Source organism: Dactylosporangium sp. NPDC050688 (assembly GCF_040654515.1).
Classification (GTDB): domain Bacteria; phylum Actinomycetota; class Actinomycetes; order Mycobacteriales; family Micromonosporaceae; genus Dactylosporangium.
Window position 1 is genome coordinate 371,280 of record NZ_JBFAIC010000001.1, and the last position, 14,406, is coordinate 385,685.

A 14,406-nucleotide genomic window follows, 5' to 3' on the forward strand; every position below is an offset into this window, starting at 1 on the left:
GTGTCCTCTCTAGAACGGGATGTCGTCGTCGGAGATGCCGCCGCCGCCCACTCTCGCCACGACCGCGAACGAGTCGTTGGCCTGCGCGATCGAGCGCAGCGTCGCGCTGGGCGGCGGGCCCGCCTCGGCCGGCCGGGTCGCCCACGACGGGAACGGGAACTCGATGCACAGCGGTACCGGGATCTCCGGCTGCGACACGAACATGGTGCCCGGCTTGGCGAGCAGGGCCCGCTGCCGCTGCGCGGGCGGCAGGAACCCGTACTCCGGCCGGGACGCCTCCGCCGGGTCGAGCCGGCCGACGACCCGGATCGCGGAGTTGGCCACGATGCGCCGCTCGACCTCGCTCGCCGTCTGCTGCGCGCCGATCAGGACCACGCCGAGGGAACGGCCGCGCTCGGCGATGTCGAGCAGCACCTCCTTGATCGGGCTGGTGCCCTCCCGTGGCGCGTACTTGTTGAGCTCGTCGAGCACCACGAACAGCAGCGGCTTGGCGGTGCCGGCCTTCTCCTTGCGCTCGAACTCGCTGCGCAGCGTCACGCCGACCACGAAGCGCTGCGCGCGGTCCGGCAGGTTGTGCAGGTCGACCACGGTCACCTGGGCGCTCTCGGCGGTGTTGACCGCGTGCGGCCGGCGGGTGGCCAGGTCGCCGCGGATGAGCCGGGACAGGTCCTTCTTGCTGCCGATGAGCCGCCGCGCGAACGCGTTGACCGTGCCCAGCCCGACCGCGCTGCCCGCCCACTGCCCCCGGGTCGCGTCGTCGTTGAGCTGCTCGACCAGGTAGTCGACGAGGTCGGCGTAGGAATTGAGCCGGGTGCCGTCGACCGCGACGCCGCCCTCGGCGGGCTGGGCGATGCGCGCCAGGTGCGCCGTGACCGAGTGGACCACCATCGTGTACTGCTGGCGCTCGTCGTCGGCGTCGGCGAAGACGTACGGCAGCAGCCGGTCGGCGCAGAACTCCTGCAGCGTCCAGTAGAAGCTGTCGACGCCGGTGAGCCGGCTGCTGACGTCAGGCGTGCCGGAGGAGTCGCCGGCCCGGGGCGGCGCGTAGACCCGCACGTCGGGGAACGGCCCGGCGACCAGCCCGAGCCGGGCGTAGCCGGCCTCGGTCGCGGCGTCCAGGCGGCTGTTGGGGTGGTCGAGGAACAGCAGGTCCTCGCCCTTGACGTTGAAGATCAGCGCGCGGGTGTTGGCGGTCTCGCCGGCCCCGCCCAGCACGCCGGAGCGGAACACGGAGTACAGCAGGAACGTGGCGAAGCTCGTCTTCGTCGCCACCCCGGAGATGCCGGAGATCGACACGTGCGCGCCGCGGCTGCCGTCGAGGAAGTCCGCGTTGAGGAACATCGCCGCGCCGTCGCGGCCGAACCCCATCGGGATGGTGCGGTCCATCCGGTCGAAGTACAGCGCGCCGGCCCGCGCGTCGCCCTGCGCCCGGTGCACGACGGCGCCCGGCGTCGGCGGGACGTACACCTCGGGGTCGACCCGGGTGGTGGTGATCTCGGCGGCCTCCTGCACGGTCGCCGGGAGCGTGCCGTCGGCGACCAGGAACACGTCGGAGTCGAACACGACCCCCTCGTGCCGGGCCCGGACCGCGGTGACCACCCCGGCGATCTTCACCGGTGGCTGGCCGGGAAGCTCACGCTCGGTGACAACGACGTCATCGAGTTGCAGGTAGGCGTCCTCGTTCACGGCGACCCAGAACGTCAGCGGGGTCGCGTCGGCCGTGCCGAGGACCCGGCCGACGACCGGCCCGTCCTGAGCCGCGTCCGTGCCTGGCTCCATGCTCGACCCCCAGTACATGTGTTCGCCTGTGCATCGTGCCCCAAGACCACCGGCGGATCGAAGTCACCACGCCCGCTTGTGGACGCGTTCACGCGCGTTCATGACCCCAAACCGGGGCAAGCCAGGCGGCTGTCCACAGGTTGGGGACCTTTGTCCACAGGGGTGTGGACAATGATGTGGATGAGGGTCAGCGCGAGTACCGCAGCAGCAGCTGACCATCGGCCAGCAGAGCGTGACGCAGCGTGAGGTGCTCCGGGACGTCGTGGTCGGGTCCGGCAGTGATCCTGCCCGCTCCCGGCCCGGTGAGCAACGGCGACAGCGTGAGGCACAGCTCGTCGACCAGCCCCGCCACGGTGAGTGACCCGAACAGCCTCGGGCCGCCCTCGCTGAGGATCTGCGCGTGCCCGCGCCCGCGCAGCGCGTCGACCGCCGCCGCGAGGTCGACGTGCCGGTCACCCGCCCGGATGACGTCGGCGACGTCGTGCAACGGCCCGGGGTCCGCCTGCCGCGTCGTCACGATGACCGGCCGCACCGGTGCGTCGGCGAGGGCCGGCTGGGCGGGGTCCAGGTCCGCCCGGCCGGAGACGATGACCAGGGTCGGGAACTCGCTCATGCCGTGCGCCAGCCGCCACCGGCGGCGCTCCTCGTCCAGGCGCAGCGCGCGGTAGCCCTCGTCGCGGACCGTGCCCGCGCCGACGAGCAACGCGTCGCAGCGCATCCGCAGGATCCCGAAGACCCGCTTGTCCTCGGCCCCCGAGAGCCCGGCCGACCTGCCCTGCAGCGTGCCGGCGCCGTCGAGGCTGGACACGAAGTTCACCCGCAGCGAGGGATCCGGCGGTGGCGCGTACAGGTTGATGAGCGTGTCCTGGTCGACGGGGCCCGGCTCCGGGTACAGCTGCTGCACCGCCCAACCCTACGTTCACTCGCCGGGCGGCCCGGTCACCGGTGGAGTGGGGGCCGGTGGGCGGTGCTGGCAGTCGCACCAGCTGCCGCCTGGGCAGTCGGCATGCCTTTTCTCCCGGCACGCAGGACAGATCACAAGTTCAGGGTGCGCCGCGGCACGGGCCCGGTCAACAATGACTGCACCATGACGCGCGCGATCATCCAACTCCGCATCACGCTCGACGGCGTCGAGCCCACCGTCTGGCGTCGGGTCCTCATCCCCGGCGGATTCACCCTCGACCGGGTCCACCGCGTCCTGCAGTTCGCGATGGGCTGGGGCAACCGCCACCTGCACGTCTTCGACGTCGATGGGGTGCAGTACGGCGTCCCCGACCCCGACGGCCTGCTCGACGTCCGCGACGAGCTGGACACCCGCCTCGACGCGGTCGCGCACAAGGGCGGGCGGCTGCGGTACACGTACGACTTCGGCGACTGGTGGGAGCACGAACTGACCGTCGAGGACGTGTTCCCCGCTGACCTGGACATGGAGTACCCGGTCTGCGTGGGGGGCGAGCGCGCCTGCCCGCCGGACGACGTCGGTGGTCCGGACGGGTACCAGGACTTCGTGGCCGCGATGGCCGACCCGACCCACCCCGACCACGGCACGATGCTGGAGTGGCTGGGCCGCCCGTTCGACCCGGAACGGTTCGACCCGGCCCTCGCGACCACCCTGCTGCGCCGCATGACCTAGATCCCCGCGCTGACCCTTCATGCTCCCTCCGGTCGCACCTTCCGGTGCGCGGGACGGACGTCGGCCTGCCGGTCCGACCGCCGTGGGTGATCGAAGCCGCGTTGCGGTCGTCCGGATGGCCACGGCGCGCCTTCGATCAACCGGGCGAGATCGCCAGAGAACCGTTCGCGCCTTCGAGTTGGGCCCGCGCGATCGACATCGACATCTTTGCATGGAATGCGCGCGTGTAGGGGACTTGTGGTTGTCGATTTCCGGGGGGTGTGGGGATCGATTCGTGTGTGTTTCATGAGGGTGACGGGATCGTGACCGCGATCGATGGAGGCGCTGGAGGGGGTTGGATTGATGGCGGTCGCTCTCGTTGGTGCGGGTAGAGCGGACATGTCTCGGTAAAGGCTGACAAAACGGCGCTCTGAAACCTTGCGGTAACGAAATGGGAACGCTCCCATTGCCCCATTGACACGTGGCGGACGAGGGGCCAGTCTCATGGGAGCGCTCCCGTGGCTGTGGCCGGTGACACACCCTGCGGCCATGGGAGCCACTCAAATGCTCGACCCGCCATACCTGCGACACCCGAACGACGGACTTCACACCCGGGTCCGCCGTCGATGCATCACACCCCCACCACACCCATCACGACCTGAGAGAGGGGTCAGGATGAGCGTCACCTCGCGCCGTCTGCGTTCGATCGCCACGGCCGCGCTCACCGTGGGTCTTACCCTCGGTATGACCGCATGCAGCGCCAAGAACGACGACGAGCCGAGTGCCGATGGCACCGGTCCGGTCACCATTTCGCTGTCCTACTTCGGCACGCCGGGCTTCAACCAGGCGGTCAAGGACTTCGAGGCGGCCAACCCGAACATCAAGGTTGACGTCAAGAACGAGGGCCAGACCAAGGACTTCGCCCCGAAGCTCGCCCAGTGGATCTCCGCCGGCAGCGGCGCGAGCGACGTGGTCATGCTCGAAGAGGGCATGCTGCTGCAGTACCTGAAGGACAACAAGGGCTTCGCCAACCTGCTCGACCTGGGTGCGGCGTCGCTGGAGAAGGACTACCTGTCCTTCAAGTGGAAGAACGCCTTCACCGCGGACGGCAAGAAGCTCGTCGGCCTCGGCACCGACGTCGGCCCGCTGGCCATGTGCTACCGCACCGACCTCTTCCAGAAGGCCGGCCTGCCGGTCGAGCGTGACGCGGTCAGCGCCCTCTGGCCGACGTGGGAGGAGTACGTCAAGCAGGGCGAGATCTTCAAGTCGAAGAACACCGGCGCGGCCTGGACCGACTCGGCCACGAGCGTCATGCAGCCGTACATCATGCAGAACGCCGACAGCTGGTTCTACGACAAGAGCGACAAGTACATCGGTGACACCAACCCGGCCGTGCGCAAGGCGTACGACCTGGGCATGGACATGGCCTCCAAGGGCCTGACCGCGAAGCTCGCCCGCTGGCAGGCGGACTGGGACGCCGCGTTCAAGAACGCCGCGTTCGCGACCGTGCCGTGCCCGCCGTGGTACACGGGTGTCATCAAGGAGCGCGCCGGCGACGCCGGCAAGAACAAGTGGGACATCGCGACCATCCCCGGTAAGGGTGGCAACTGGGGCGGCTCGTACCTCGCGATCCCGGAGCAGAGCAAGAACAAGAAGGCCGCGTTCGAGCTGGTCAAGTTCATCACCGGCAAGCAGGGTGGCCTGGACGCGTTCGCCGAGGCGGGCCCGCTGCCCTCGTCGATCGCCGCGCTGGACGACCCGAAGATCACCGACGCGAAGAACGACTACTTCAACAACGCCCCGGTCGGCAAGATCTACGCCGCCGCCGCGAAGGAGCTCAAGCCGATCTACCTCGGCCCGAAGCACCAGGCGCTGTGGGAGAACGGGTTCGAGCCGGCCATGCAGGCTGCCGAGCAGGGCAAGCTGAGCGCCCAGGCGGGCTGGGACAAGGCCATCAAGGACAGCAAGGCACTCGCCGAAGGCTGATCCGAACGTTGACGGCGGAGGCGGCGTCGAACCTGACGCCGCCTCCGTCCTCCACATAGCCCGTTGATCGGAAGGGATCCACCCCCCATGGCAACCAACGTCGGCGAGGTCACTGGACCTCGCCACGGGCGCGCACCCGCCGGGCCGTCGAAGCAGCCGTCGCGGCGCTCCGTGCGGGTCGGCCGGCTCGACCTGCGACTGTCGCCGTACCTTTTCGTGGCACCGTTCTTCGTGCTGTTCGCGGTGTTCGGCGCGTACCCGCTGGTCTACACCGCGATCCTCTCGACCCGCAAGAACACGCTGACCGGCGGCGACGCGGGCTTCGTCGGGCTCGAGAACTACCGCAAAGTCCTGATGGACGAGCACTTCTGGATCGTCATCTACAACACGTTCGGCCTGTTCATCGTCGCGACCGTGCCGCAGCTGATCTTCGCGCTGCTCATCGCGAGCTGGTTGAACAAGAAGATGCGGGCCCGCACCGCGATCCGGATGGGCGTGCTCATCCCCAACATCACCTCGGTCGCGGCCGTCGGCATCGTGTTCGGCCTGATCTTCGCCGACCGGTACGGCCTGGCGAACTGGCTGCTGGACGCCATCGGGCTGCAGCCGGTCGAGTGGCGCAACAGCCGCTGGTCGTCGTGGACCGCGATCGCGTTCATGGTCGACTGGCGCTGGACCGGCTACAACGCGCTGATCTACCTCGCCGCGATGCAGGCGATCCCGAAGGAGCTGTACGAGTCGGCGTCGCTGGACGGCGCGTCCGCGGCCCGCCGGTTCTGGCGGATCACCGTGCCGCTCATTCAGCCGACGATCCTCTTCACGGTGATCATCTCGACGATCGGCGGCATGCAGCTGTTCACCGAGCCGCTGCTGTTCAACTACGGCCGCATCCAGGGTGGCTCGCTCAACGAGTTCCAGACCGTCGCGATGTACATCTACGAGACCACGTTCACGAACAACTACAACGTGGGCCGCGGCGCCGCGATCTCCTGGCTGCTGTTCCTGATCATCCTGATCTTCGCGCTGGTCAACTTCGCGCTGGTGCGCCGATCCGTCAAGGGGACCACGACATGAGTACCACCATGACGAGGCCGCGCAGCGTGCCGGTCGAGCCGCCGCGCAAGAAGGGCAAGGTCCGCAGCGCCTCGGCGGCGCTGTGGGACGCCAGCCCGCTGACCTACCTCGCGCTGATCATCACGATCGTGCTGTCCGTGTTCCCGATCGTATGGTCCTTCATCGTGGCGTCGCGGGACAACAGCGCCGTCACCGACATCCCGCCGCCGCTGACCCCGGGGCCGAACTTCTTCGACAACGCCCAGCGGGTCCTGGAGAACACCGACGCGAACTTCATCTACGGCCTGATCAACTCGGCGATCGTGTCGTCGTGCGTGACGCTGTCGGTGGTGTTCTTCTCCACCCTTGCCGGGTTCGCGTTCGCGAAGCTCAAGTTCCGCGGGAAGAACGCCCTGCTGCTGATCATCATCCTCACGATGATGATCCCGACCCAGGTCAACATCATCCCGCTGTACCTGCTGATGGTGAAGTTCGACTGGACCAACACCCTGCAGGCGGTCATCGTGCCGTTCCTGGTCAAGGGCTTCGGCGTGTTCATGATCCGGCAGTACGCGGAGTCGGCGATCAGCGACGAGCTCATCGAGGCCGCCCGGGTCGACGGCGCGTCCACGTGGCGGACCTACTGGTCCGTGGTGCTGCCGGCGCTGCGTCCGGCGGCCGCGGTGCTGGGCCTGCTGACGTTCATGGAGACCTGGAACGACTTCCTGTGGCCGTACGTCGTGCTCACCGGTGACACGCCGACCGTGCAAGTTTCACTGAACATTCTCGCGACCGGTTACTACAAGACCGACTACGTGCAAGTCTTTACCGGGACAGCATTGGCGATCGTGCCTCTGCTGCTCGTGTTCATCGCATTCGGCCGTCAGATCATCGGCGGCATCATGGAAGGTTCGGTCAAGGCGTGACCAGCATCGACCCGCTGACGTTCCCACCCGGTTTCGTGTGGGGTGCGGCGACCGCGTCGTACCAGATCGAGGGGGCGGCCCAGGAGGACGGCCGCACCCCCTCGATCTGGGACACGTTCAGCCACACCCCGGGCAAGACGCTGGGCGGGGACACCGGCGACGTGGCCTGCGATCATTACCACCGCTTCCGCGAGGACGTGGGGCTGATGAAGGACCTGGGCGTCAACGCCTACCGGTTCTCCATCGCGTGGCCCCGCGTGCAGCCGGGCGGGTCGGGGCCGGCCAACGCCAAGGGCCTGGATTTCTACCGGCGGCTCGTCGACGAGCTGCTGGCGAACGACATCACCCCCTGGGTGACGCTGTACCACTGGGATCTTCCCCAGGAGCTCGAGGACGCGGGCGGCTGGCCCGCCCGCGACACCGCGGCCCGGTTCGCCGACTACGCCATGCTCGTGCACGGCGCGCTCGGCGACCGGGTCCGGCACTGGACCACCTTCAACGAGCCGTGGTGCTCGGCGTTCCTCGGCTACGCCTCGGGCGTCCACGCGCCCGGCCGCCAGCACGCACCCGACGCCCTCGCCGCGATGCACCACCTGCTCCTCGGCCACGGCCAGGCGGTCGAGTCGATCCGCGCGGCCGACCCGGGCGCGCAGCTGGGCATCACGCTCAACCTGTACGCCATCTCCGCGGCCGACGAGAGCAGGCCGGACGACCTCGACGCGGTCCGCCGCATCGACGGGCTCGCCAACCGGATCTTCCTGGACCCGGTGCTGCTCGGCTCGTACCCCGCCGACGTCGTGGCCGACCTCGCCGGGGTCAGCGACTTCGGCTTCGTCCGCGACGGCGACCTGGAGCGCATCGCCCAGCCGCTGGACCTGCTCGGCATCAACTACTACAGCCGGCACGTGGTCGCCGCCGAGGACCCCGACGTCCCCGCCGAGCCGTACTGGCGGGCGCCGACGTCGTGGCCGGGCAGCGAGACCGTCCGGTTCCTGAAGCGGCCCGGCGTCCCGGTCACCGACATGGGCTGGGAGGTCGACGCCGAGGGGCTCACCGAGACCCTCACCCGGGTCGCCCGCGACTACCCGGCGATCCCGCTCTACATCACGGAGAACGGTGCCGCGTACATCGACACCGTCGGCCCCGACGGCTCGGTCGAGGACACCGACCGGGTCGCCTACTTCGACGCCCACTTCCGGGCCTGTTACGACGCGATCACCGCCGGGGCGCCGCTGCGCGGCTACTTCGCCTGGTCGCTGCTGGACAACTTCGAGTGGGCGTGGGGCTACACCAAGCGGTTCGGCATGATCCGCGTCGACTACGACACGCAGGAGCGCACGATCAAGGCCAGTGGCCACCGGTACCGCGAAGTCATCAAGCACAACGGCCTCGGCGAGTAACGTGCGCCGCCCGACGCTGGACGAGGTGGCCGCGCTCGCCGGCGTCGGGCGGGGCACGGTCTCCCGGGTGATCAACGGCTCGCCGCAGGTCAGCCCGGAGGCCCGCGCCGCCGTGGCCCGCGCCGTCGAGGAGCTCGGCTACGTGCCCAACCGGGCCGCCCGCGCCCTCGTGACCCGCCGCACCGACTCGGTCGCCCTCGTGGTGTCCGAGTCGGAGGAGCGGGTCTTCGGCGAGCCGTTCTTCGCCGGCATCGTCCGCGGCGTCAGCAACGTCCTGGCCGACACCTCCCTGCAGCTGTGGCTCGCCATGGCGCAGTCGCCGTCGCAACGCCTGATGGTCGAGCGGCACCTGTCGGACCAGCACGTCGACGGGGTACTGCTGCTGTCGCTGCACGACGACGACCCGCTGCCGGCGCTGCTGACCAAACGGGGACTGCCGACCGTGCTCGGCGGCCGCCCCGCGCACATGCTCGAGGCGGAAGACGACAACGGTGACAACGAGGTCGCCTACGTCGACAACGACAACGAGGGCGGTGCCCGCACCGCCGTCGATCACCTGATCGGCCTCGGTCGCCGCTGCATCGCGGTGATCGCCGGGCCGCAGGACATGGCGGTGGGCATCGCCCGCCTCCGTGGCTACCGGGAGGCGCTGCGCCTGGCGTCCCTGCCGCACGATCAGCGACTCATCGCGTACGGCGACTTCAGCGAGGCGAGCGGGGCCGACGCGATGCACCGCCTCATCCATCTCAACCCCGGTCTCGACGCGGTCTTCGCCGCCTCCGACCTGATGGCCGCCGGCGCCATCCGAGCCCTGCGTGAGCTGGGCCGCCGGGTGCCCGCCGACGTGGCCGTGGTCGGGTTCGAGGACTCCGCCGTGGCCCGGCAGACCCAGCCGCCGCTCACCACCGTGCACCAGTCGGTGGAGGGCATGGGGCGCGAGATGGCCAGGCTCCTGCTGGCCCGCATCGCCGGCGGGCCGGCCCATTCGACTGTGCTCGACACGCACCTCGTCGTCCGCGAGTCGGCCTGACCGGGCACGTGTCCAGCGCGTCTCTACCCCAGCAGGAGGCACCCCGTGCGCTTCGGCCACTTCGACGACGAACGCCGCGAGTACGTCATCGACCGACCAGACACCCCGCTGCCCTGGATCAACTACCTCGGCACCGAGGCGTACTTCGGCATCATCTCCAACACCGCCGGCGGCTACTCGTTCTACCGTGACGCCCGCCTGCGCCGGCTCACCCGCTACCGGTACAACAACGCCCCGATGGATCTGGGCGGCCGGTACCTGTACCTGCGGGACGAGGAGACCTTCTGGTCGCCCACGTGGCAGCCGACGCAGACCGAGCTCGACGACTACGAGTGCCGCCACGGGCTGTCGTACACCCGCATCGCTTCCCGGTACCGCGGGATCAAGGCCGAAACGCTCTACTTCGTGCCACTGGGGGAGACCCTCGAGGTGTGGCGGCTCAAGGTCACCAACGAGCGGGACACCGCGGTGACCCTGTCGGCCTTCTCCTCGATCGAGTTCTGCCTCTGGGACGCCCAGGACGACGCCACCAACTACCAGCGCAACTTCAACACCGGCCAGGTCGAGGTCGTCGACGGCGTGATCTACCACAAGACGGAGTACCGCGAGCGGCGCGACCACTTCGCCTACTTCGCCTGCGGCGAGCCCCTGGCGGGCTTCGACACCGCGCGGGAGGCGTTCCTCGGGCCGTACCGCTCCTGGGACCGGCCGCTCGTCGTCGAGCGCGGCGAGTCCACCGGCTCGATCGCGCACGGCTGGCAGCCGCACGGCTCGCACCACGTCAAGCTCACCCTCCAGCCGGGGGAGACCCGCGAGATCGGCTTCGTCCTCGGGTACTGGGAGAACCCCCGCGACGCGAAGTTCGACCCGCCCGGCTCGCAGACCATCAACAAGGCCGGCGCCCAGGCCAAGATCGCCGAGTGGCTCGACCAGGCGACGGTCGACGCCGGCTTCGCCGCCCTCGCGGCGCGCTGGGAGGAGCTGCTCGGCGGGCTGCGGGTGCAGACCCCGGACACCGACACCGACCGCATGGTGAACATCTGGAACGCCTACCAGAACATGGTCACCTTCAACATGAGCCGGTCCACGTCGCTGTACGAGTCCGGGATCGGCCGCGGCATGGGCTTCCGCGACTCCAACCAGGACCTGCTCGGCTTCGTGCACATGATCCCGGAGCGGGCCCGCGAGCGGATCCTCGACATCGCCGCGACCCAGCTGCCGACCGGCGGGGCGTACCACCAGTACCAGCCGCTCACGAAGCGGGGCAACAACGACATCGGGTCGGGCTTCAACGACGACCCGCTCTGGCTGATCCTCGGCGTGTCGGCGTACGTCAAGGAGACCGGCGACCTGAGCATCCTGGACGAGCCGGTCCCGTTCGACAACGCGCCAGGCAGCGAGCAGCCCCTGTACGAGCACCTCAAGCTGTCGCTGCGGTACACCCTGGACCGCCTCGGACCGCACGGCCTGCCGCTGATCGGCCGCGCCGACTGGAACGACTGCCTCAACCTCAACTGCTTCTCCGACACGCCGGGCGAGCCGTTCCAGACCACCGAGAACGCCACCGGCGGGGTCGCGGAGTCCGTGTTCATCGCCGGGCAGTTCGTCCTCGCCGCGAAGGAGCTCGCCGGGCTGGCGGCGCAGAAGGGCGACGACCCGACCGCCTACCAGATCGCGGCGGAGAAGATGGCCGGCACCATCGGCGAGCACGGCTGGGACGGCGCGTGGTTCCGCCGCGCGTACGACTTCCACGGCAACGTCATCGGCTCGGCGTCCAACGACGAGGGCCAGATCTTCATCGAGCCGCAGGGCATGTGCGTCATGGGCGGCGTCGGCCTCGACGACGGCACCGCGGCCCGCGCCCTGGCCAGCGTCCGGGAGCGGCTGGCCACCCCGCACGGCATCGTGCTGCAGCAGCCGGCGTTCAGCTCGTACCGCATCGAGCTGGGCGAGATCTCCTCCTACCCGCCGGGGTACAAGGAGAACGCCGGAATCTTCTGCCACACCAACCCCTGGCTCATGATCGCCGAGGCGATGGTCGGCAACGGCGACGGCGCGTTCGACTACTACAAGCGGATCAACCCGTCGGCCCGCGAGGAGCTCGGCGACCTGCACCGCTGCGAGCCGTACGTGTACGCCCAGATGATCGCCGGCCGCGACGCGCCCACCCACGGCGAGGCGAAGAACTCCTGGCTCACCGGCACCGCAGCGTGGAACTACGCGGCCGTCACCCAGTGGATCCTGGGCATCCGCCCGGAGCTGTCAGGGCTGCGGATCGCGCCGGTCATCCCCGCCGCGTGGTCCGGGTTCTCCGCGGTACGCCGGTTCCGCGGCGCCACGTACCAGATCACCGTGCACAAGGAGCCGGGTGCGGCGGCCACCAGTTGCCGGCTCGTCGCCGACGGGGTGCCCGTCGAGGGCGGCGTCCTGCCCGTCGCGCCCGCCGGCACGACGGTGCAGGTCGAGGCACATTTGTCGTAGATCGTTTCGGTTTGCCGCCGCGGTGTCGCGTATCTCCGACACCGCGGCTGCAAGATCGCTGGCGGGTGCGCACAATGGGGCCGTGCCTTCCACCAACAGCCGCCCCCGCTCCGCGGGCCGCCCGACCCTCGACGAGGTCGCCTCGCGCGCCGGCGTGGGGCGCGGCACCGTGTCGCGCGTGGTCAACGGCTCGCCGCAGGTGAGCCCGGAGGCGCGGGCCGCCGTGCAGAAGGCGATCGACGAGCTCGGCTACGTGCCCAACCGCGCCGCCCGTGCCCTCGTCACCCAGCGCACCGACTCCGTCGCCCTCGTCGTCTCCGAGTCGGAGGAGCGCGTCTTCGGCGAGCCGTTCTTCGCCGGCATCGTCCGCGGCGTCAGCTCCGCCCTCGCCGACACCCAGCTGCAGCTGTGGCTCGCCATGGCCCAGTCCCCGGCCGAGCGCCAGCGCGTCGAGCACCACCTGACCAACCAGCACGTCGACGGCGTCATGCTGCTCTCCCTGCACGACGCCGACCCGCTGCCCGGCCTGCTGGAGCAGCGCGGCCTGCCCGTGGTCCTCGGCGGCCGGCCCGCCCGGATGCTGTCGGAAGGGGGGCGGTCCACCACCGACGTGGCCTTCGTCGACGCCGACAACGAGGGCGGCGCCCGCCTCGCCGTCGGCCACCTCGTGGACCGCAACCGCCGCCGGATCGCCGCCATCGCCGGCCCGCAGGACATGGCCGCCGGCGTGTCCCGCCTCACCGGCTACCGCGAGGCGATCGAACACGCCGGCATGCCCGTCGACGAGACCCTCATCGCGTACGGCGACTTCAGCGAGGCCTCCGGCGAGCGCGCCATCCACGAGCTGCTCGCCCGCAAACCCGACGTCGACGCCGTCTTCGCCGCCTCCGACCTCATGGCCGTCGGCGCCCTGCGGGCCCTGCGCGAGTTGGGCAAGCGCGTCCCCGAGGACGTGTCGCTGGTGGGCTTCGACGACGTGGCCATCGCCCGCCAGACCGACCCGCCGCTGACCACCGTCCACCAGCCCGTCGAGGCCATGGGCCGGGAGATGGTCCGGCTGCTGCTGGCCCGCATCGCCGGCGCCGAACCCTCCGCCGTGATGGTCGAGACCCACCTGGTGGAGCGCACCAGCACGTAGCCGGCGGCGGCTGGATCGCTGGTGATCTTGCTCGCTTGATCGAAGTCGCGTGGTGGTCATCCGGACGACCGGGTGCGACTTTGATCACCACGGGGTCGGGCGGGGGGATGCGCGGCCGTTGGCGGGGTGGCGCGGGTTGCGGTGTGTCCTGTGCTGTGGCGTCTCCTGTGCTGGCGGCGGCCGGGTTGTTAGTGATCTTGCTCGCTTGATCGAAGTCGTGTCGTGGTCATCCGGGTGACCGGGACGCGCCTTCGATCACCACGGGGTTGGGGTGCGGGACCGCGGCCGTCGGCGGGGGCGACTCGATCACCATCGGGGTCCGGGCGGCGGGGCGGCGGCCACCGGATGCGGCGCGCACGCGCGTGAGGCTGCCGCGCGTCAGCGCAGGCAGTGCGAGCGCCAGCGAGCATGGGGGGCTCCGGGGTGGGAACCCCCCGGCCGGCCCGCGGCGGCAGCCGCGCCGAAGCCAGGAACAGCCGAAGCCAGGAACAGCGGTTTGCGGGGTTCGGGAACAGGGCACTCGGTCAATGGAGGAGAGGTGGCTGAGATGACCGCACAGTGGAAGAAGGGTAAGCGGCGCGCTGAGAGCGTGGCCGAGGACGCCTGGGAGTATCTGGTGTCAGCGGTCGAGTCCGCGCGGTCGGTGGGCGGGTCCGTGAAGGACCGGGCGTACGGCATCGCCGGCGAGGCGTCGGACCGGTACAGCTCGGCGTCGGACCGGGTCGGGTCCGTGGCGGACGAGGCGTGGCACCGGGCGAGCCTGGCGTTCGACGCGTTGTCGGGCCGCAAGCAGCGTAAGCCGTGGGGCTGGGTCGCGGTCGCCGTCCTCGGCGGGATCGCGGTCGGCTGGGCGGTGGCGGCCTCGGCGCCGAAGGCCATCCAGGCGGCGCAGGAGCGGTTCGAGGACGAAGAGGACGTGCCGTCGCCGACGTACGAGGCGCCGGCGGCCTACCGCGTCGCGGAATGACGGCGGGCGGGCCGGCCCTCACATGACAGGGACG

General features: G+C 70.1%; 11 protein-coding genes. 9 read left to right on the top strand and 2 right to left on the bottom strand.

All coding sequences use genetic code 11. From position 1 onward, the window contains the following. Nucleotides 1–9: 9 nt before the first annotated feature. Nucleotides 10–1,779 carry an ATP-binding protein gene (locus tag AB0H83_RS01790; protein WP_360085169.1) on the bottom strand — a complete coding sequence of 590 codons (1,770 nt, stop codon included), beginning with the start codon at nt 1,777–1,779 and terminating at the stop codon, nt 10–12. A 187-nt stretch (nt 1,780–1,966) separates the two neighbouring features. Continuing rightward, complete coding sequence (locus AB0H83_RS01795) at nt 1,967–2,683, bottom strand: pyrimidine reductase family protein (protein ID WP_360085172.1); 717 nt, start codon at nt 2,681–2,683, stop codon at nt 1,967–1,969. A 183-nt stretch (nt 2,684–2,866) separates the two neighbouring features. On the opposite strand from AB0H83_RS01795, the gene AB0H83_RS01800 reads away from it, so the two are divergent. The 9 genes from AB0H83_RS01800 (at nt 2,867) to AB0H83_RS01840 (ending at nt 14,372) form a co-directional block, all read left to right on the top strand. Next, nucleotides 2,867–3,412, top strand: coding sequence for a plasmid pRiA4b ORF-3 family protein (locus tag AB0H83_RS01800; protein WP_360085175.1), 546 nt, complete (start codon nt 2,867–2,869; stop codon nt 3,410–3,412). A gap of 723 nt (nt 3,413–4,135) precedes the next feature. After that, complete coding sequence (locus AB0H83_RS01805; protein WP_360085178.1) at nt 4,136–5,377, top strand: extracellular solute-binding protein; 1,242 nt, start codon at nt 4,136–4,138, stop codon at nt 5,375–5,377. A gap of 87 nt (nt 5,378–5,464) precedes the next feature. After that, a complete protein-coding gene (locus tag AB0H83_RS01810) occupies nt 5,465–6,451 on the top strand; it encodes a sugar ABC transporter permease (protein WP_360085181.1) in 987 nt (328 codons plus the stop codon). Between the two features lie 8 nt (nt 6,452–6,459). Then, entirely contained in the window at nt 6,460–7,356 is an 897-nt protein-coding gene (locus tag AB0H83_RS01815; RefSeq protein WP_360085575.1) for a carbohydrate ABC transporter permease, read from the top strand. Continuing rightward, nucleotides 7,353–8,756: a GH1 family beta-glucosidase gene (locus AB0H83_RS01820; protein ID WP_360085184.1), complete on the top strand. Its 1,404-nt coding sequence runs from the start codon at nt 7,353–7,355 to the stop codon at nt 8,754–8,756. The genes AB0H83_RS01815 and AB0H83_RS01820 overlap by 4 nt, the downstream gene beginning before the upstream one ends. A 1-nt stretch (nt 8,757) precedes the next feature. After that, nucleotides 8,758–9,786: a LacI family DNA-binding transcriptional regulator gene (locus AB0H83_RS01825; protein ID WP_360085187.1), complete on the top strand. Its 1,029-nt coding sequence runs from the start codon at nt 8,758–8,760 to the stop codon at nt 9,784–9,786. A gap of 45 nt (nt 9,787–9,831) precedes the next feature. Continuing rightward, nucleotides 9,832–12,267, top strand: a complete 2,436-nt coding sequence (locus tag AB0H83_RS01830) for a glycosyl transferase (protein ID WP_360085191.1) — start codon at nt 9,832–9,834, stop codon at nt 12,265–12,267. A gap of 82 nt (nt 12,268–12,349) precedes the next feature. Next, on the top strand, nt 12,350–13,405 hold the full coding sequence (locus AB0H83_RS01835; RefSeq protein WP_360085194.1) for a LacI family DNA-binding transcriptional regulator: 1,056 nt from the start codon (nt 12,350–12,352) through the stop codon (nt 13,403–13,405). Between the two features lie 547 nt (nt 13,406–13,952). Next, nucleotides 13,953–14,372 (top strand): hypothetical protein, encoded by a 420-nt coding sequence (locus AB0H83_RS01840; RefSeq protein ID WP_360085197.1) that lies wholly within the window; start codon nt 13,953–13,955, stop codon nt 14,370–14,372. Nucleotides 14,373–14,406: the final 34 nt, after the last annotated feature.

What these genes read in the sequence shown, in the direction of transcription:
- AB0H83_RS01810 (WP_360085181.1), top strand. Translation starts at nt 5,465, where the DNA reads ATGGCAACCAACGTCGGCGAGGTCACTGGACCTCGCCACGGGCGCGCA.
- AB0H83_RS01840 (WP_360085197.1), top strand. Translation starts at nt 13,953, where the DNA reads ATGACCGCACAGTGGAAGAAGGGTAAGCGGCGCGCTGAGAGCGTGGCC.
- AB0H83_RS01800 (WP_360085175.1), top strand. Translation starts at nt 2,867, where the DNA reads ATGACGCGCGCGATCATCCAACTCCGCATCACGCTCGACGGCGTCGAG.
- AB0H83_RS01815 (WP_360085575.1), top strand. Translation starts at nt 6,460, where the DNA reads ATGACGAGGCCGCGCAGCGTGCCGGTCGAGCCGCCGCGCAAGAAGGGC.
- AB0H83_RS01790 (WP_360085169.1), bottom strand. Translation starts at nt 1,779, where the DNA reads ATGGAGCCAGGCACGGACGCGGCTCAGGACGGGCCGGTCGTCGGCCGG.
- AB0H83_RS01805 (WP_360085178.1), top strand. Translation starts at nt 4,136, where the DNA reads ATGACCGCATGCAGCGCCAAGAACGACGACGAGCCGAGTGCCGATGGC.